We start from the raw sequence: 17,501 nt of genomic DNA on the forward strand, positions 1-17,501 counted from the left end.
GCGGACGTGCGCCCCCGCGGTCGTCGCGCCCGTACCCGCCGGAGCGGCCACCGGCACTGGAGCCGGCCCCGCCGCGGCCGGGAGCCGAACGCCCGGGGCGATCCGGGCCTCCTGAGCGTCCGTTGCGGTCGTCTCGGTCTCGGGGCGCGCCGCGCCCCCGGTCGTCAAACCCGGCCATCGGGGATCCCTTCGTTCTGCCCGAAGCCGTCCGCACCGTCGTCCAGGAGGGGCGAGATGAGCGGCAGCTCGTCGAGCGAGTTGATGCCGAGCTGCTGCAGGAGCAGATCGGACGTGACGTAGTTGATGGCGCCGGTCTCGGAGTCGGTGAACGACTCCTCGATGAGACCGCGCGCGACCAGCGTTCGGACGACGCCGTCGACGTTGACGGCGCGGATCGACGCGATCTGGGATCGCGTGATCGGTTGCTTGTAGGCGACGACCGCGAGGGTCTCGAGTGCGGCCTGCGACAGGCGCGAGGGACGCTCGGCCTCGACGAACTGCTCGACGACGGCGTCCAGGTCCTGGCGGACGTAGAAGCGCCAGCCGCCGCCGACCTCGCGGAGTTCGAACCCGCGGCGGGTGGTGCCGTCGACGCCGTCGAAGTCCGCGACGAGGCGTTCGACGGCCTGGCGGACGGCGGGGACGGGGGCGTTCACGGCGGCGCCGAGCGCGACGAGCGACTGGGGCTCGTCCGCGATCATCAGGATCGCCTCGAGCTGACGGTCGATCGGGATCGCCGGGTGCGCCTGCGGGGCGCGGTCGTGCTCGGCGTGCTGGCCGTGCTCAGCGTGCTCGGCGCGCTCGTGCATCTCGTGCTCGATCGCGCGGGCGTCGGCCATCTCGTCGGCGCCGCCGGGTTCGGCGCTGGACGTGTCGTGCACGTCATCCGTCATAGTCGGCTCCCAGGTTGGCGAGGCTCTCGTCGGACCAGTCCTCGGCGGTCCATCGGAGCGTGAGTTCCCCGAGCGGCTCGAGTTGTTCGAACGAGATCGATGCGTTCCGGTACAGCTCCAGGATCGCGAGGAAGCGAGCCACCACGATACCCGTCTGGTCGACACCCGCGACCAGTTCGCGGAACGAGACCCCCTCGCCGTCGCGTGTCCGCAGGATCGAGACGACGATCGCGGCCTGTTCGCGGATGCTGATGAGCGGCGCGTGCAGGTGGTCGAGTCCGACCGTCGGGATCTCCCGCGGGGCGAACGCCAGCGCTGCCAGTGCGGCGAAGTCCTGCACCGAGAGCGTCCACACGAGCTCGGGCGTGCGGGCGCGGAACCGCTCCTCGAGCCGGACGCTCCGGACGTGCCGACGCGACTCCACACCCCAGCGTTCGCCGAACCAGTCGGCGGCCTGCTTGAACGCCCGGTACTGCAGCAGCCGCGCGAACAGCAGGTCGCGGGCTTCGAGCAGGGCGACGTCCTCGGCGTCGACGAGCTCACCCTGCGGCAGCAGCCCGACGATCTTCAGGTCGAGCAGGGTGGCGGCGACGACGAGGAACTCGCTCGCCTCGTCGAGTTCGTCCGCCGACTCGGCCTGACGCACGTACTGGATGAACTCGCCAGTGACCGCGCCGAGCGAGACCTCGGTGATGTCGAGCTCGTGCTTCGTGATGAGCGACAGCAGGAGGTCGAACGGGCCGTCGAAGTTGGTGAGTCGGACCCGGAACCCCGACTCAGGCGACGGCGCCACGCTGGACGAGCTCTCGTGCGAGCTGCCGGTAGGCGTGGGCGGCGGCGTGGTCCGGCGCCGTCTGGGTGATCGGCCGCGCGGAGACCGTGGCGTCCGGGAACTTCACGGTGCGCCCGATGACGGTGTCGAGGACCCGGTCGTCGAACGTGTCGACGACGCGCTCCATGACCTCGCGCGAGTGCAGGGTGCGGGAGTCGTACATCGTCGGCAGGATGCCGTCGAGCGTCAGCGCCGGGTTGAGGCGGTCGCGCACCTTGTCGATCGTCTCGATGAGCAGGGCGACACCGCGCAGGGCGAAGAACTCGCACTCGAGCGGGATGAGCACGCCGTGCGCCGCGGTCAGGGCGTTGACGGTGAGCAGGCCGAGCGACGGCTGGCAGTCGACCAGGATCACGTCGTAGTCGTTCGCGACCTTGCGCAGCACGCTCGCCAGGATCTGCTCGCGGGCGACCTCGTTGACCAGGTGCACCTCGGCCGCGGACAGGTCGATGTTCGCCGGGATCACGTCGAGCCCCGGGGTGTTCGTCGGCTGGATGACCTGGATCGGGTCCTTCACGGCGCCCATGAGCAGGTCGTAGACGGTGTGGATGTCGTGCGTGCGGACACCGAGGCCCGCGGAGAGCGCACCCTGCGGGTCGAAGTCGACGGCCAGGACCTTGCGGCCGTACTCCGCCAGGGCTGCACCGAGGTTGATCGCCGTGGTGGTCTTGCCGACGCCGCCCTTCTGGTTGCAGAGGGCGATGATGCGCGCAGGGCCGGTGCTGTCGAGTTCCTCGGGCACGGGGAACTCCCGGACAGGACGACCCGTCGGACCGATGGAGGTCGCGCCGGTGGGGTTGGTCGTCGGGTTCGTGCTCACCCGGCCATCGTACCGGCGACGCCGGCCGGCCCGGGGCCGCACCGCCGCGCACGGCCGGGTCTGCGTTGCTCGTGGCCGACGCGGTCGCCGCTCAGGCTGCCCGCAGGGCCACGCGCATGCTGTCGACGCGCTCGGCGATGACGGCGTCCGTCGACCACCGCTGCTGCAGGCGTCCGACGAGCTCGCCGACCTGCTCGCGGTCGAGCCCGGGGTGCAACGCCAGTCCGACGGTCAGCTCCGGGCCGGCGAAGCGTCCGACCGGGTCACCGGGGGTCAGTTCGACACGGGCGACGCTGCGCTCCCCCACGACCGAGTCGGCGAACGCCTGGGCGACCTCGGGGTCCTCGAAGCACGGGGTCCACGGCAGGTCCTGACCGAGCGACCACACCGCGGGACGGCGCAGCACGAACTCGGTCGCCGACTTCGGGTCGAGCACGACGAGCTGCGTCTCCTCGCTCGCCGCGGCCATCGCCACCCGGCGTGACTCCACGGGCACGGGCCGGGCATCGGCGTCCCAGACGTGCATTGCTTCGACCGAGGTGAACGCGGGCATCACGCTCCGCCCGTCCGGCCCGGCGACCGTCACGATCGAGAGCTCCTGGGTCTTGTCCACGAGCTTGCCGGCGTCGGTCTCGCCGAGATCACCGGCCTCGGCGATGAGCGGGATGAGCAGACGGGCGGTGCGCAGCGCATCGACGACCGCCGCCTGCGATGCACCGGCGGCCACGCCTGCGATCGCCGCCGTCAGCGCCGGGTCGGCCAGCCCGTCGTCGTCGGCGAAGGCGGTGTCGTGGTGGTCGAACGTGCGGCCTTCCCACGTGAAGCCGGCCGAGTCCGCCGCGCCACCCGGGGTGTGCGCGTCGTCGGGACCGGTTGCCGCGTCCGGACCGGTTCCGCGCCCGTTCGAGATCCCCGCCACGCCGCTACTCCGAGGCGATGTCGAGTGCGGCCGGCAGCGTGAACGCCCCGGAGTACAGCGCCTTGCCGATGATCGCGCCCTCGAGCCCGAACGGCACGAGCTCGCGCAGCGCCCGCAGGTCGTCGAGCGTCGAGATCCCACCAGAGGCCACGACGGGCTGGTCGGTCCGGTCGCACACCTGGCGCAGCAGCTCGACGTTCGGGCCCTGCAGCGTGCCGTCCTTCGTGACGTCGGTGACGACGTACCGGGCGCACCCCGCGGCCTCGAGCCGGTCGAGGACCTCCCACAGGTCGCCGGCGTCCTCGGTCCAGCCACGGCTGGCGAGGGTCGTGCCACGCACGTCGAGCCCGACGGCGATCTGCTCGCCGTACTCGCCGATCACCCGAGCGGCCCAGTCCGGGTTCTCGAGCGCCGCCGTGCCGAGGTTGACCCGGGCAGCGCCGGTGGCCAGCGCGGCTTCGAGCGAGGCGTCGTCGCGGATGCCACCCGACAGCTCGACGGAGACGCCGTCGACCTCGCGGATCGCGTGCGCGATGACCTTGCGGTTGTCGCCCCGACCGAACGCTGCGTCGAGGTCCACCAGGTGGATCCACTCCGCGCCCTGGTCGCGCCAGGTGCGCGCGGCGGCGACGGGGTCGCCGTAGCCGGTCTCGCTCCCCGCCTCGCCCTGGGTCAGCCGGACGGCCTGGCCGTCGACGACGTCGACGGCAGGCAGCAGGACGAGGGGCGAGGTGTCGGTGAGGTCGGTCATGGTCCTGTCGATTTCGTCACGGTGGAGAAGGTGCGGTGGTGAAGGTGCGGGGTTCGGCCTGGAGGCCCGTGGCGCGTCCGGCGCCGCCGTCGCGCCCGTTGCGGGCCGGGTTCAGAGCGAGCGCACCCAGTTGGTCAGCAGGCGGATGCCCGGCTCGCCGGACTTCTCGGGGTGGAACTGGGTCGCGGTGAGCGGCCCGTTCTCGACCGCGGCGATGAACCGCTGCCCGTGTTCGGCCCACGTCAGGCCGGGAGCACGGAACGGCCCGTAGGCGTCGAGCGGGAAGTCGGTCACGCCGTACGAGTGCACGAAGTAGAACCGCTCGTCGTGCAGCCCGTCGAAGAGCACGGAGTTCTCCGGTGCCTGGACGGTGTTCCACCCCATGTGCGGCAGGACCTCGGCCTGGAGCTGCTCGACGGTGCCGGGCCACTGCCCGAGCCCCTCGACGTCGGCTCCGCGCTCGATGCCGCGGGAGAACAACACCTGCATGCCCACGCAGATGCCGAGCACCGGACGACCACCGGCCAGACGGTGGTCGACGATCTCGCCGCCCTGGACGCCCTCGAGCTGGTCGATGACTGCGGCGAACGCACCGACCCCGGGCACGAGCAGGCCGTCGGCACGGAGCGCCGCCTGCTTGTCCGAGGTCAGCGTGACCTCGGCTCCGGCCCGCTCGAGTGCCTTGGCGGCGGAGTGGACGTTGCCCGACCCGTAGTCGAGGACGACGACGTTCGGCTTCGCGGTCACAGTGCGCCCTTGGTGGAGGGGATGCCGTCGACGCGCGGGTCGAGCTCGACCGCCTTGCGCATCGCACGCGCGAACGCCTTGAACTCGGCTTCGGCGATGTGGTGCGGGTCGCGGCCACCGAGCACGCGGACGTGCACGGTGATGCCCGCGTTGAAAGTGATCGCCTCGAACACGTGGCGGATCATCGACCCGGTGAAGTGACCGCCGATGCGGTGGAACTCGAACCCTTCGGGCTCACCCGAGTGCACGAGGAACGGGCGCCCGGAGACGTCGACGACCGCCTGGGCCAGCGCCTCGTCGAGGGGTACGAGGGCGTCGCCGTACCGGCCGATGCCGGACCGGTCGCCGAGGGCCTGCTTGAGCGCCTGCCCGAGCACGATGCCGGTGTCCTCGACCGTGTGGTGCACGTCGATGTCGGTGTCACCGGTCGAGCGCACGCGCAGGTCGATGAGCGAGTGCTTGCTGAACGCGGTCAGCATGTGGTCGAAGAACGGCACGCTCGTCGAGATGTCGGACGAGCCGGTGCCGTCGAGGTCGAGCTCGAGTTCGACGCTCGATTCGCTCGTGCTACGGCTGATCGAGGCGGTACGGGCGGTCATGCCCCAACCCTAACCGGCGGCTGCTCAGCGGCGACCTGCCGCATGGCGTCGAGGAACGCGGTGGTCTCCTCTGCCGTGCCGGCACTCACCCGCAGGTGGTTCGGGATGCCGAGGTCGCGCACGATGACGTCCCGCTCGAGCAGCGACTCGAACGCAGCGTGCGGGTCGGCGACCCCACCGAACAGGACGAAGTTCGACCACGTCTCGTACGTCCGGTAGCCCATGGCCTGCAGCTCGGTCACCATCCGGTCACGCTGCTGCTTGATGTCGTCGACCATCGCGAGCATCTCGGGCGCGTGGCGCAGTGCGGCGACGGCGGCCGCCTGCGTCAGGACGGACAGGTGGTACGGCAGCCGGACGAGGCGGACGGCGTCGATCACGGCGGGGTGTGCCGCCATGTAGCCGACCCGTGCACCGGCGAACGCGAAGGCCTTGCTCATGGTGCGCGAGACGACGAGACGCTCACGCCCGGGCAACAGCGTGAGGGCGCTCGGCACCTCGGCCGGCATGAACTCGGCGTAGGCCTCGTCCACCATCACGATGCCGTCGGTCGCGGCGTACGCGGCCTCGATCGTCTCGATCGGCAGCGGTGTGCCCGTGGGGTTGTTCGGCCCGCACAGGAACACGATGTCCGGACGGTGCTGCTCGATCGCCGCCACGACGGTCTCGGGTGAGATGCGGTACTCGTCGTCGCGCTCCGCCGGGATCCAGGTCGTGCCGGTCCCGGACGCCAGGATCGAGTGCATCGAGTAGGTGGGCGGGAACCCGAGGACGGACCGCCCCGGGCCGCCGAAGGCCTGCAACAGCTGCTGGAGGACCTCGTTCGAGCCGTTCGCCGCCCACAGCTGTTCTGCCGTGAGGCCGTGCCCGAGGTACCCGGCCAGCGACTCGCGGAGCTCCGTGAACTCGCGGTCCGGGTAGCGGTTCACCGTCGCGAGCGCCTGGCGGATCGAGGCGACGATGTCGTCCGCCACGTCGTCCGGCACGGGATGCGTGTTCTCGTTGACGTTCAGCTGGACGCGGACGTGCTTCTGCGGAGCGCCGTAGGGGCTCTGACCGCGGAGGTCGTCTCGGATCGGGAGGTCTTCGAGCGTGAATGCCACCGATCCATCGTAGGCCGCTGTGGCCACTGGACGACCAGCCGTCCGGACGGGACTGCCTTTGACCACTCGCCGCGGCTACTGGCCGGAGGTGTACTTCGTCGGGATGGCGATCTGCTCGCCGGCCTGCAGCCCGGAGCCGTCGAGAGCGTTGAGGCTGATGACGTCCTGCACGAAGTCGCGCGGGTCGGCGTTCGGCGCGGTGTCCTCGGCCAGCTGCCAGAGCGTCTCGCCCGGCTGGATCGTGACCGTGTCGAACTGCGTCCGGGTGCCACCAGCGGCGGCGTCACCGGCGGACGCCTGGCCGCCGTTCAGGACGAAGAAGGCGACGACGATGAGGAGGGGGAGCGCGGCGAGCGTCGTGAAGACGATGCGGCCGCGGCGCGTCAGGCGCAGGCGGACGCGCACGGCGGTGGCCGCGGTGCGCTGGATGTCAGCGATGGCGATGGTGCTCATGTCGTTCTTGCCTTCCCGTTCGGGTGAACCGAAGTCGTGTACCGAACATAGTTTCGAATCAGACGACGCACAAGTCCTGGGAGAGGATTTCTGCGGGGTTTTCTTGCGACACGCTCGAACAGGTGTTTGTCCGGGGTTGACCGGTCGGATACTGTTTCGATCGACTGGGACAAGTCAAACGGGGACCACCGACATTCCCGCCACGGCCGCTCAGCACCGACGAAAGCGAGACGACGTGGTGGACGAACTGCGGGGCCAGAAGCCGCTGACCGCGAAGCAGCAGACGATCCTCGACGCCATCCGCGCGTCCATCGCCTCGCGGGGCTACCCGCCGAGCATGCGCGAGATCGGCGACGCAGCCGGGCTCTCCTCGCTGTCGAGCGTGTCCCACCAGCTCGGCCAGCTCGAGCTCGGCGGCTGGATCCGCCGCGACCCGAACCGTCCCCGTGCGCTCGAGGTCCTGGTCGACGAGCCCACGCCGGACGTCACCGGACCCGACGTCGACGCCACCACGCTCGTGCCCCTGGTCGGTCGGATCGCCGCCGGTGTCCCGATCACGGCGGAGCAGCACGTCGACGAGATCGTCCCTCTCCCCCGGCAGCTCGTCGGCTCGGGCGACCTCTTCATGCTCAAGGTGGTCGGCGAGTCGATGATCGACGCCGCGATCTGCGACGGCGACTGGGTGGTCGTCCGTGCGCAGCAGACCGCCGAGAACGGTGACATCGTCGCCGCGATGCTCGACGAAGAGGCGACCGTCAAGGTCTTCCGCCAGCGCGACGGCCACACGTGGCTGCTCCCCCGCAACACCGCGTTCGAGCCGATCCTCGGCGACGCGGCCTCGGTGCTCGGCAAGGTCGTCGCGGTCCTCCGCTCCCTCTGAGGCACGACAGCGCTGACCCGCGCCGGGTACCGACCCACGACGGGCACTGACCGGCGCACAACCACAATCGGCTCGAACCACGAGATCTCGTGGTCCGAGCCGATTTCGGTTGTGCGGCGGTGAACGGAACCGCGGCCGGAGTGAACCCGCGCGACGGACGCGGGGCGGGCCTCCCGGCCGTCAGTCGGTACCGGCCGTCAGGACGTGACGGGGGCGACCACGTACGGATCGAGCTCCGCGACCTGCCGCTGGAAGACGCGCACGCGCAGGCGGGTGCCGTCCTCGACGTAGTCGACGGAGTCGACCGCGCCCGCGTCGTGCAGCGTGGAGACGAGGTCACCGCGGTCGTAGGGCACGACCACCGTGAGCTCGACGTCGGGCTCCGGCAGGCGCTCCTCGATGGTGCGGAGGAGCTCCGGGATGCCCTCGCCCGTGCGGGCCGACACGAAGACGGCGTCCGACGCGAGCCCGATCAGGACGAGGCGCTGTGCGTCGTCGATCAGGTCGGCCTTGTTGAACACGACGATCTCGGGGATGTCGTGCGCGCCGACGTCGCCGATGACCTCGCGCACGGTGGCGAGCTGCGCGCCGGGGTCGGGATGCGAGCCGTCGACCACGTGCACGATGACGTCGGCCTCGCCGACCTCTTCGAGAGTGGAGCGGAACGCCTCGACCAGCTGGTGCGGCAGGTTCCGGACGAAGCCGACCGTGTCCACGAACGTGAACTCCCGGCCCTTGGTGCTCTCGGTCCGGCGGACCGTGGCGTCCAGCGTCGCGAACAGCTGGTTCTGCACCAGCACGCCGGCGCTCGTCAGACGGTTCAGGAGCGAGGACTTGCCCGCGTTCGTGTAGCCGGCGATCGCGACGCTCGGCACCTCGTTGCGGTGACGGTCGGCACGCTTCGCTTCGCGCGCGGGACGGAACCCGGCGATCTGGCGGCGGAGCTTCGACATGCGGGTGTGGATGCGACGACGGTCGAGCTCGATCTTCGTCTCACCGGGGCCACGCGAACCCATGCCCGCACCGCCGGAGACCTGACCACCGGCCTGCCGGGACATCGAGTCACCCCAGCCGCGCAGTCGGGGCAGCAGGTACTGGAGCTGCGCGAGCTCGACCTGTGCCTTGCCCTCTCGGGTCTTCGCGTGCTGGCTGAAGATGTCGAGGATCACGGCCGTGCGGTCGATGACCTTGACCTTCACGACGTCCTCGAGCGCGCGGCGCTGCGACGGGGCGAGCTCGGTGTCCGCGATCACCGTGTCGGCGCCGGTGGCCTTGACGACCATCGCGAGCTCTTCCGCCTTGCCCTTGCCGAGGTAGGTCGCCGGGTCGGGGTTCGGTCGACGCTGGAGGAGCCCGTCGAGGACCACCGCGCCGGCGGTCTCGGCCAGGGCGGACAGCTCCCGCAGGGAGTTCTCGGCGTCCTGCGCGTCACCGTGCGGGTACACGCCGATCAGGACGACCTGCTCGAGCCGCAGCTGGCGGTACTCGACCTCGGTGACGTCCTCGAGCTCGGTGGAGAGGCCGGCGACGCGGCGCAGGGCCGCCCGGTCCTCACGGTCGTACTGGTCGCCGTCGCCGTCCCACCCGTGCTCGTCGACCGAGCGGGTCTGGATCGCCTGGGCAGGGGCGAAGATGGACGATGCTGCGCGGCGATCGGCGTTGCGCAACACCCGTTCGACGACACCGTCTGCGCTGTCGTCGTTGGTCTGGTCGTTCTGCTGATGGGTATCCGTCATCCTGTCCACAGGGTACCTCCGGCGGGCCTCGGACACACCGGGTTCCCGCTACGGTTCATCCATGGCGAACGACCACTACTTCTCCGCGAACCCGTCATCGGACACCCGCGAACGCCAGATCGACGTCACCCTCGCCGGCCGGTCGCTCACGCTGACCACGGCAGCAGGGGTCTTCAGCCCGGACGGCATCGACCGCGGCACCCGTGTGCTGCTCGGTTCCGTCCCGCCGCCCGCGCACGACGGCGCCTTGCTCGACGTCGGCTGCGGCTGGGGCCCGATCGCGGTCACGATGGCGCTGCACTCCCCCGACGCGTCGGTGTGGGGTGTCGACGTCAACGAACGGGTGCTCGGCTTGGCGCGGACAAACGCCGAGGCCGCCGGTGCGTCGAACGTCACCATCGCCCTGCCCGACGACGTCCCGGACGACCTGCGGTTCCGGACGATCTGGTCGAACCCTCCGATCCGCGTCGGCAAGGACGAACTCCACGAGATCCTGCTGACGTGGCTGCCCCGGCTCGAGGTCGAGGGCGACGCCTGGCTCGTGGTGTCGAAGGACCTCGGGGGTGACTCGTTGCAGAAGTGGCTCGTCGGTGCGCTCGGGGCCGGGTTCCACGTCGCGCGGGCGTCCACCGACAAGGGGTTCCGCGTCATCCGGGTGCGCCGGACGGCGTAGCCGGGCGCGCGGCGCCGGGCGCCGCGCGGCCGCGCCGCCGGGCCGGGCCGCGCCCGCGCCCGCGCCCGCGCCACTTCGTGAGCAGAAATGGTCGAGTCGCCGCAGCGCACCCGACCATTTCTGCTCACGAAGCGAAGCGCGGCGCGCGCCGCGCGGCCCGCGGCCCCCGCGGCGCGCGGCCCGCGCGCCCGCGTCAGACCGTCAGGTCGCCGGAGAACACGAGCTCGGCGGGCCCGGACAGCGACACGTGCTCGCCGTCCTCCGCCGCGAACATCCGCACCGTCACGACGCCACCGGGAACCCGTACGCGCCAGGTGTCCGGCGCACCGGAGCCCACCCAGTACCGCGTCGCGAGGGCCGCAGCCACCGCACCGGTGCCGCACGACAGCGTCTCGCCGCTGCCCCGCTCGTGCACCCGCATCGTGATCTCGCCGACGCCGTCGTTGATCAGGGGGTCGCCGGGCAGCACGAACTCGACGTTGGCACCGTGTTCGGGCGCCGGGTCGAGCACGGGCAGGAAGGTCAGGTCGAGGTCGGCGAGTTCGTCTTCGGTCGCGACGGCGACGACCACGTGCGGGTTGCCGACGTCGATGCCGATGCCGGGCCGGGCGCCGTCGAGGTTCTTGGCGCGCACCATGACGTCGTCCGAGCCGCCGTTCTCGATGCCCAGCCCCCACCGGCCGAGGTCGGCAGCGAAGCCGTTCGTGGTCCGCTGGATGTCGACCAGGCCCTTGCGGCTACCGACCGTCAGGGTCTCGCCGGGTGCGAGCTCGACCAGACCGGACTCGGTCAGGTACCGCGCGAACACCCGGATCCCGTTGCCGCACATCTCGGCGACCGTGCCGTCGGCGTTGTGGTAGTCCATGAACCACGTCGCCGCGGGTTCGACGGCCACCAGGGCGCGTCCTTCGGGGATCGCTTCGGACCGCACCGCACGGATCACGCCGTCGCTGCCCACGCCGAAGCGTCGGTCCGCGATCGCGCGGATCCGCTCGGGGGTCAGGTCGACGGTGGCGTCGGGGTCGGCGAACAGGACGAAGTCGTTGCCGGTCCCCTGGCCCTTGGTGAAGTGCAGCTCGGTCACGGGACGATCCTACGGGCCAGTTCCGACAGGTCCCCGCGGTCGGCTCCGGTGACGTCGAGGGTCTCGGCGTCGGCGTAGCGGCGGAACCAGGACACCTGCCGTCGGGCGTACTTGCGCGTCGCGATCCCGGTCGCCTCGACCGCGGCCTCGATCGTGGAGGTCCCCCGCAGCACGTCGAGCGCCTGCGAGTACCCGATCGCGGCCCGCGCGGTCTTCCCGTGCTCGATGCCCTGCTCGCGCAGACCCGCGACCTCGTCGACGAGTCCGGCGGCGAACATCCCCGCTGCACGCGCGTGCAGCGCCGCGACGAGCTGCCCACGGTCCCGTCGCAGGTGCAGGATGCGGGACGGTCGCCAGGCGCGGGGCGCGGACGGGAGGCTCGGGGTCACGACCTCGGATCGGCTCGCGATCTCGAGTGCCCGGATCAACCGCCGTGGGTTGCGTGCATCGATCGTCGCTGCGGCCGCCGGGTCCATGCCGCGGAGCCGCTCGAGCAGGATGCCCGGACCGAGCTCGTCGTGCTCGCGCTCGAGCTGCGCGCGGAGTTCCGGGTCGGTGCCGGGGAACGCCAGGTCGAACAGGACGGACGACACGTAGAGCCCGCTGCCCCCGACGAGCACGGCGACGCCGCCGTCCGCCTGGATCCGGTCCACGTCGGCTCGGGCAGCCACCTGGTACGCGGCGACGCTCGCCTCGTCGGTGACGTCGAGCACGTCGAGTTGGTGGTGCGGGATGCCGTGCCGTTCGTCGAAGGACAGCTTCGCGGTGCCGATGTCCATACCCCGGTACAGCTGCATGGCGTCCGCGTTGACGATCTCGGCGTTCCGGCCGGCGGCGCGGAGGCGTTCGGCGATCGCGATCCCGAGGTCGGACTTGCCCGTCCCGGTCGCCCCGACGACGGCGATCAGATCAGCGTCGGAGGCGTCGAGCCCGCGGTGCCGGGCCGAGTCGCGCTCGGGGCCGTCCCCGGCGGGGGCGTCAGCGCCCGACACGGAGCGTCGGCAGCCCGAGCGACACCGGGCGCGGACCGTCGCCAGGCGCCGCCGGGGTCGGCACGCCGCAGCTCTCGGCCTCGGCGCGGTCCCAGGCGTCGCCCGCACGGGTGCGTCGGATGCGCAGCGGAGCGTCGTCGTCGGCGATCAGGAAGTGCGGGGCCGCTCGGGTGATCTCGACCGTCACGACGTCGCCGGGTCGCGGGACCGCGGAGCCCTCCGGCACGGCGAAGTGCACGAGCCGCGAGTCCTCGGCGCGTCCAGACAACCGGCGGGTGGCGTCGTCCTTCCGCCCCTCGCCCGTCGCGACGAGGACCTCGACGCTCCGGCCGACCTGCGCGGCGTTCTCTTCCGCGGTGATGCGTTCCTGCAGCGCGACGAGCCGCTCGTACCGCTCTTGCACGACGTGCTTCGGCAGCTGGTCGTCCATCGTCGCCGCCGGGGTGCCGGGGCGGATCGAGTACTGGAACGTGAAGGCGCTGGCGAACCGAGCCTGCTCGACGACGCGCAGGGTGTCTGCGAAGTCCTCTTCCGTCTCGCCGGGGAACCCGACGATGATGTCGGTCGAGATCGCCGCGTTCGGGATCTTGGCGCGCACCCGGTCGAGGATGCCGAGGAACCGCTCGCTCCGGTAGCTCCGCCGCATGGCCTTGAGGACCCGGTCGGACCCGGACTGCAACGGCATGTGCAGCTGCGGCATGACGTTCGGGGTCTCGGCCATGGCGTCGATGACGTCGTCGGTGAAGGCTGCCGGGTGCGGGCTCGTGAAGCGGATGCGCTCGAGGCCGTCGATGGTGCCGGCCGCACGCAGCAGCTTGCCGAACGCCTGACGGTCGCCGAACTCGACCCCGTACGAGTTCACGTTCTGCCCGAGCAGCGTGACCTCGATCGCGCCGTCGTCGACGAGCGCCTGGATCTCGGCCAGGACGTCACCCGGGCGGCGGTCCTTCTCCTTGCCGCGGAGCGACGGGACGATGCAGAACGTGCACGTGTTGTTGCACCCGACCGAGATCGACACCCACCCGCTGTGGGTCGAGTCGCGCTTGGTCGGCAGCGTCGACGGGAACACGTCGAGCGCTTCGAGGATCTCGATCTGCGCCTCGTCGTTGTGCCGCGCACGCTCGAGCAGCGTCGGCAACGAGCCCATGTTGTGCGTGCCGAAGACCACGTCCACCCACGGCGCCTTCTCGAGGATGACGTTCTTGTCCTTCTGGGCCAGGCACCCACCGACGGCGATCTGCATGCCGGGGTGGTCGCGCTTGATGCCGGCGAGCTGTCCCAGGTTGCCGTACAGACGGTTGTCCGCGTTCTCGCGCACCGCACAGGTGTTGATCACGACGACGTCGGCCTGCTCGCCGTCCGCCGCCGTGTAGCCCGCCGCCTGCAGCGACCCGCTCAGCCGCTCGGAGTCGTGCACGTTCATCTGGCACCCGTAGGTGCGGACTTCGTAGGTGCGCTGGCGCGCTGCGACGGTGGCCATGGTCGTCCCAGTGTAGGTCGGGGCGACTACTCGAAGCGCACGGTCCCGCGGCCCGTCGGAGGGCGGCGTCCGCCGCCGTCGAGGGCCCGCTGGACGGCGATCCGCACCACGCCCGAGCCGTAGCCCTTGCGCATCAGGAACCCCGACAACCGACGCTCGGCGGTCGCACGGTCGAGCCCACGCATCTGCGGCGCACGCTTGTCGGCGAGCTCCTGGGCGCGGATGAACTCGTCGTCCTCGTCATCGGCGGCTTCGTCGAGCGCGGTGTCGATCGCGATCTGGTCGATGCCACGACGACGCAACTCGGTGATCACGCCCTGCCGCCCCAGACCCTTGCGGGCGTGCAAGCGGTCCACCAGGTCGGTGGCGAGGGCGACGTCGTCGAGCAGCCCGACGCGGGTCAGGCGTTCGATCTCGTGCTCGACCACGTCGGGGTCGAGGTCCTGCTGGGTGAGCAGTGTCCGCATCTCGGACTCGCTCACGCCCTTGCGGCCGAGCGCCCGCATGCTGAGCCGCTCGGCGTCGGCGCGTTGCTCGTCCAGGGGACGCGGAGCATCCGCAGGGTCGAGTTCTTCGCCACCGGCGATCGAGAAGACCGACGCCGTCGTGGCGTCCGCCCCGTCGTCGTCGTAGCCGTCCTGCTCGGCCCGCGCGGTCCGGCCGGAACCGTCGCCGATGACCGGCGAGACCCAGTCGGCCTGTGCACGCGGCCCGCGGATGGGCAACGGGACGGGGGTGTCCGCATCGTCTTCGAGCACGGGCTCCGGAATGCTGGGCACCGTCTGCTCGGGTTCGGGGGTGGGCTCCGCAGCTGCCGGGGCCCGACGACGGGACCTCGCACCGAACAGGTCGGTGACCGGTGCGAGGCCGTCGTCGTCGTGGTCGGTGCTCACGCGCCCTTGCGCTCCGCGAGCTTCGGCGCGATCGACTCGACCGGAGCCTCATCCGCCTTGGCACCACCGACACCGAGCTTGGCGAGGATCTTGCCCTCGATCTCAGCCGCGGTGTCGGGGTTCTGGATCAGGAAGGAACGCGAGTTCTCCTTGCCCTGCCCGAGCTGGTCGCCGTCGTAGGTGTACCAGGCACCCGACTTCTTGACGATGCCGTGGTCGACACCGAAGTCGAGCAGCGAGCCTTCGCGCGAGATGCCGACGCCGTACAGGATGTCGAACTCGGCCTGCTTGAAGGGCGGCGCCATCTTGTTCTTGACGACCTTGACACGCGTGCGGTTGCCCACCGCGTCGGTGCCGCTCTTGAGCGTCTCGATGCGACGGATGTCGAGGCGGACGGACGCGTAGAACTTCAGTGCCTTACCGCCCGAGGTGGTCTCCGGGGAACCGAAGAACACGCCGATCTTCTCGCGCAGCTGGTTGATGAAGATCATCGTGGTCTGCGTTTGGTTCAGCCCACCGGCGAGCTTGCGCAGCGCCTGGGACATGAGGCGGGCTTGCAGACCGACGTGGGAGTCACCCATCTCGCCCTCGATCTCGGCGCGCGGCACCAGTGCTGCGACCGAGTCGATCACGATGAGGTCGATCGAGCCGGAGCGGACGAGCATGTCCGCGATCTCGAGCGCCTGCTCGGCGGTGTCCGGCTGCGACACGAGCAGGGCGTCGATGTCGACACCGAGCTTCTTGGCGTACTCCGGGTCGAGCGCGTGCTCGGCGTCGATGAAGGCCGCGATGCCACCGGCGCGCTGGGCGTTGGCGATGGCGTGGATGGTGAGGGTCGTCTTGCCCGAGGACTCCGGGCCGTAGATCTCGACGATGCGGCCGCGGGGCAGTCCCCCGATGCCGAGCGCGACGTCGAGCGCCACCGACCCGGTCTGGATGACGTTGACGGGGGCGCGTTCGTCCGAACCGAGGCGCATGATCGCACCCTTGCCGAACTGCCTGTCGATCTGTGCGAGTGCGGTCTCGAGGGCCTTTTCGCGGTCTGCCGGTGATGGCATGGGGTGCTCCTTCGTGCTCGTGTTCGGCCGCCTGTAGGCTGTCGCGTCCACGCCGGCCGGTGGTGCAAGGCCGATGGTTCTGCGACAAGGCTTCGGGCTGTTCCCGATGTCCATCAACCTATGACTGGCCACCGACATCACTGCCGACGGTCACGCGATCTGTGGATGGAGCACCCGGGCGACGCCGCTGTGGAGGAACGTACCACCGATCGAACACCCGTTCGAGCAACACGCCGAACACAGTTTCGGGCGGTGGCGGCGGCGCGACCGAGCGCTGCCGCCTCAGTTCTGCGGCTCGGCCAACCCCTTGCCGTGCCGCCGGTCGAGCGGGACGTCCTGCGAGTCACAGAGGGCGTCCCACACCCGGCGGGCGTCGATGCCGGCGGCGAGGGCGTCCACGGCCGAGCGGCCACCGAGGTCCTCGAGCACGACGTCACGGCTGACCACGGACCCGTAGGCCTCGCCGAACACCTGGTCGACGGCACGCCAGAACTCACTCACCCGCATCCGACAAGCCTAAAGCGTCCCCGAACACACAGCGCCCCGGACGCAGAACGCCCCCGCCGGGAGGTTCCGGCGGGGGCGGTCAGTGCGAGGCGCTCAGCGCACCGCGAGGTCGTTGTCGAACTCGGCGACGAGGTCGTCCGGGAGCGTGTCGGGGACGGGAGTGAGTCCCTCGACGATCGCGAGGCGGTCGCCCACCTCGCGCATGATCGTGGAGATGGGGGTGTCCAGCGCATCCGCGACGGACGCGAGGATCTCCGAGCTGGCCTCTTTCTGACCACGCTCGACCTCACTGAGGTACCCGAGAGCCACACTGGCCTTGGACGCGACCTGACGGAGGGTCCGGCCCTTCTGCAAGCGGAAGTCCCGAAGCACATCGCCGATTTCCTGACGAACGAGAACCATGAGAACTCCTCCTCTCTGTCGTCTCCGCGCCCGCCCGATCCGGAGGATCGAGTTCGGGTTCAGCAACTTTAGCGTTGCCGGTTGAAGCATGCTAACCAGGCTGGCTGCCGTCCTGCTGGAGATTGCGTGAGATGTAACCCAGTGGAAACGGGACCTATTCCCGGCCCCGGACCACGGACGACATCCGTGTCAGGAGTTCGGAGACGGACGCCGTGCGGATTGCACCGCGGTCCCCGTCGAGGTGGAGTTCCCAGGCAGTGGCGCCGTCCGCCGACGCGATGCCGACGTAGACGGTGCCGACCGGCTTGCCGTCCTGCTGGTCCGGCCCGGCGACACCGGTCGTGCTGATTCCCCACGTCGCCGGCTCACCGTCGACGGACAGCGCGATGCGGACACCGGCCGCCATCTGCCGCGCGACCTCGGGATCGACGGCCCCGTTGGCCGCCAGCAACGCCGACGACACCCCGAGCACGGTGTGCTTGACGGGCGTCGCGTAGGCCACGACTCCCCCGCGCACCACGGCGCTCGCCCCCGGAACACCGACGAGCGTCGACACCACCAACCCGCCGGTGAGCGACTCCGCCACGGCGACGGTCTCCCCGCGACGCGTCAGGTCGGCGACCAGGTGCTGCGCGATCGCGTCGATCGTGTCGGCAGGACCGGGAGGCACGGCGCCGGT

General features: G+C 70.8%; 20 protein-coding genes. 2 read left to right on the forward strand and 18 right to left on the reverse strand.

All coding sequences use genetic code 11. The features are described 5' to 3' along the window. Positions 1 to 164: 164 nt before the first annotated feature. The 9 genes from scpB to EDF23_RS17915 form a co-directional block, all read right to left on the reverse strand. On the reverse strand, positions 165 to 893 hold the full coding sequence (gene scpB / locus EDF23_RS17875; protein ID WP_194672324.1) for an SMC-Scp complex subunit ScpB: 729 nt from the start codon (positions 891 to 893) through the stop codon (positions 165 to 167). Then, positions 883 to 1,686: a ScpA family protein gene (locus tag EDF23_RS17880; protein ID WP_111084610.1), complete on the reverse strand. Its 804-nt coding sequence runs from the start codon at positions 1,684 to 1,686 to the stop codon at positions 883 to 885. The genes scpB and EDF23_RS17880 overlap by 11 nt, the downstream gene beginning before the upstream one ends. Then, positions 1,670 to 2,545 (reverse strand): ParA family protein, encoded by an 876-nt coding sequence (locus EDF23_RS17885; protein WP_111084609.1) that lies wholly within the window; start codon positions 2,543 to 2,545, stop codon positions 1,670 to 1,672. Before EDF23_RS17885 ends, EDF23_RS17880 begins: the two co-directional genes overlap by 17 nt. Before the next feature lie 91 nt (positions 2,546 to 2,636). Next, entirely contained in the window at positions 2,637 to 3,464 is an 828-nt protein-coding gene (locus EDF23_RS17890) for an SseB family protein (protein ID WP_131922646.1), read from the reverse strand. Positions 3,465 to 3,468: 4 nt separating this feature from the next. Then, positions 3,469 to 4,215, reverse strand: a complete 747-nt coding sequence (gene priA / locus EDF23_RS17895) for a bifunctional 1-(5-phosphoribosyl)-5-((5-phosphoribosylamino)methylideneamino)imidazole-4-carboxamide isomerase/phosphoribosylanthranilate isomerase PriA (protein ID WP_111084607.1) — start codon at positions 4,213 to 4,215, stop codon at positions 3,469 to 3,471. Positions 4,216 to 4,326: 111 nt separating this feature from the next. Continuing rightward, on the reverse strand, positions 4,327 to 4,962 hold the full coding sequence (gene hisH / locus EDF23_RS17900; RefSeq protein WP_123341022.1) for an imidazole glycerol phosphate synthase subunit HisH: 636 nt from the start codon (positions 4,960 to 4,962) through the stop codon (positions 4,327 to 4,329). Continuing rightward, positions 4,959 to 5,561: an imidazoleglycerol-phosphate dehydratase HisB gene (gene hisB, locus EDF23_RS17905; protein WP_111084605.1), complete on the reverse strand. Its 603-nt coding sequence runs from the start codon at positions 5,559 to 5,561 to the stop codon at positions 4,959 to 4,961. Before hisB ends, hisH begins: the two co-directional genes overlap by 4 nt. Further along, positions 5,558 to 6,664: a histidinol-phosphate transaminase gene (locus EDF23_RS17910; protein ID WP_131922647.1), complete on the reverse strand. Its 1,107-nt coding sequence runs from the start codon at positions 6,662 to 6,664 to the stop codon at positions 5,558 to 5,560. Before EDF23_RS17910 ends, hisB begins: the two co-directional genes overlap by 4 nt. Positions 6,665 to 6,739: 75 nt before the next feature. Continuing rightward, on the reverse strand, positions 6,740 to 7,117 hold the full coding sequence (locus EDF23_RS17915; protein WP_131922648.1) for a LysM peptidoglycan-binding domain-containing protein: 378 nt from the start codon (positions 7,115 to 7,117) through the stop codon (positions 6,740 to 6,742). Between the two features lie 235 nt (positions 7,118 to 7,352). Here EDF23_RS17915 and lexA point away from each other — a divergent pair, with 235 nt between their 5' ends. Next, positions 7,353 to 7,997 (forward strand): transcriptional repressor LexA, encoded by a 645-nt coding sequence (gene lexA / locus EDF23_RS17920; protein WP_123293903.1) that lies wholly within the window; start codon positions 7,353 to 7,355, stop codon positions 7,995 to 7,997. Positions 7,998 to 8,194: 197 nt separating this feature from the next. Here lexA and hflX read toward each other — a convergent pair whose 3' ends face one another. After that, complete coding sequence (gene hflX / locus EDF23_RS17925; RefSeq protein ID WP_111084601.1) at positions 8,195 to 9,733, reverse strand: GTPase HflX; 1,539 nt, start codon at positions 9,731 to 9,733, stop codon at positions 8,195 to 8,197. A gap of 61 nt (positions 9,734 to 9,794) precedes the next feature. Between hflX and EDF23_RS17930 the strand changes: the two genes are divergently transcribed. Then, on the forward strand, positions 9,795 to 10,406 hold the full coding sequence (locus tag EDF23_RS17930; RefSeq protein ID WP_131922649.1) for a methyltransferase: 612 nt from the start codon (positions 9,795 to 9,797) through the stop codon (positions 10,404 to 10,406). Positions 10,407 to 10,599: 193 nt separating this feature from the next. On the opposite strand, the gene dapF is transcribed toward EDF23_RS17930, so the two are convergent. The 8 genes from dapF to EDF23_RS17970 form a co-directional block, all read right to left on the reverse strand. After that, positions 10,600 to 11,490, reverse strand: a complete 891-nt coding sequence (gene dapF, locus EDF23_RS17935; protein ID WP_131922650.1) for a diaminopimelate epimerase — start codon at positions 11,488 to 11,490, stop codon at positions 10,600 to 10,602. After that, entirely contained in the window at positions 11,487 to 12,482 is a 996-nt protein-coding gene (miaA, locus tag EDF23_RS17940) for a tRNA (adenosine(37)-N6)-dimethylallyltransferase MiaA (RefSeq protein ID WP_347812711.1), read from the reverse strand. The genes dapF and miaA overlap by 4 nt, the downstream gene beginning before the upstream one ends. Continuing rightward, positions 12,469 to 13,962, reverse strand: a complete 1,494-nt coding sequence (gene miaB, locus EDF23_RS17945; protein WP_123341028.1) for a tRNA (N6-isopentenyl adenosine(37)-C2)-methylthiotransferase MiaB — start codon at positions 13,960 to 13,962, stop codon at positions 12,469 to 12,471. The genes miaA and miaB overlap by 14 nt, the downstream gene beginning before the upstream one ends. Positions 13,963 to 13,988: 26 nt before the next feature. Further along, the gene (locus EDF23_RS17950) at positions 13,989 to 14,855 is read right to left on the reverse strand and encodes a regulatory protein RecX (protein ID WP_131922651.1); all 867 of its coding nucleotides are present in this window, start codon (positions 14,853 to 14,855) and stop codon (positions 13,989 to 13,991) included. Beyond that, a complete protein-coding gene (gene recA, locus EDF23_RS17955) occupies positions 14,852 to 15,913 on the reverse strand; it encodes a recombinase RecA (RefSeq protein WP_131922652.1) in 1,062 nt (353 codons plus the stop codon). The genes EDF23_RS17950 and recA overlap by 4 nt, the downstream gene beginning before the upstream one ends. A 282-nt stretch (positions 15,914 to 16,195) precedes the next feature. Beyond that, a complete protein-coding gene (locus tag EDF23_RS17960) occupies positions 16,196 to 16,420 on the reverse strand; it encodes a DUF3046 domain-containing protein (RefSeq protein WP_111084594.1) in 225 nt (74 codons plus the stop codon). 93 nt (positions 16,421 to 16,513) lie between these two features. After that, positions 16,514 to 16,822, reverse strand: coding sequence for a helix-turn-helix transcriptional regulator (locus EDF23_RS17965; RefSeq protein WP_027464765.1), 309 nt, complete (start codon positions 16,820 to 16,822; stop codon positions 16,514 to 16,516). A 154-nt stretch (positions 16,823 to 16,976) separates the two neighbouring features. Continuing rightward, positions 16,977 to 17,468, reverse strand: coding sequence for a CinA family protein (locus EDF23_RS17970; protein WP_131922680.1), 492 nt, complete (start codon positions 17,466 to 17,468; stop codon positions 16,977 to 16,979). Between the last annotated feature and the right edge of the window lie 33 nt (positions 17,469 to 17,501).

It is taken from the genome of Curtobacterium sp. PhB128 (assembly GCF_004340725.1).
Classification (GTDB): domain Bacteria; phylum Actinomycetota; class Actinomycetes; order Actinomycetales; family Microbacteriaceae; genus Curtobacterium.

Coding starts and splice junctions, on each gene's coding strand:
- scpB (WP_194672324.1), bottom strand. CDS start 893: ATGACGGATGACGTGCACGACACGTCCAGCGCCGAACCCGGCGGCGCC.
- EDF23_RS17960 (WP_111084594.1), bottom strand. CDS start 16,420: ATGCGGGTGAGTGAGTTCTGGCGTGCCGTCGACCAGGTGTTCGGCGAG.
- hisB (WP_111084605.1), bottom strand. CDS start 5,561: ATGACCGCCCGTACCGCCTCGATCAGCCGTAGCACGAGCGAATCGAGC.
- recA (WP_131922652.1), bottom strand. CDS start 15,913: ATGCCATCACCGGCAGACCGCGAAAAGGCCCTCGAGACCGCACTCGCA.
- EDF23_RS17915 (WP_131922648.1), bottom strand. CDS start 7,117: ATGAGCACCATCGCCATCGCTGACATCCAGCGCACCGCGGCCACCGCC.
- hflX (WP_111084601.1), bottom strand. CDS start 9,733: ATGACGGATACCCATCAGCAGAACGACCAGACCAACGACGACAGCGCA.
- priA (WP_111084607.1), bottom strand. CDS start 4,215: ATGACCGACCTCACCGACACCTCGCCCCTCGTCCTGCTGCCTGCCGTC.
- EDF23_RS17930 (WP_131922649.1), top strand. CDS start 9,795: ATGGCGAACGACCACTACTTCTCCGCGAACCCGTCATCGGACACCCGC.
- EDF23_RS17965 (WP_027464765.1), bottom strand. CDS start 16,822: ATGGTTCTCGTTCGTCAGGAAATCGGCGATGTGCTTCGGGACTTCCGC.
- miaB (WP_123341028.1), bottom strand. CDS start 13,962: ATGGCCACCGTCGCAGCGCGCCAGCGCACCTACGAAGTCCGCACCTAC.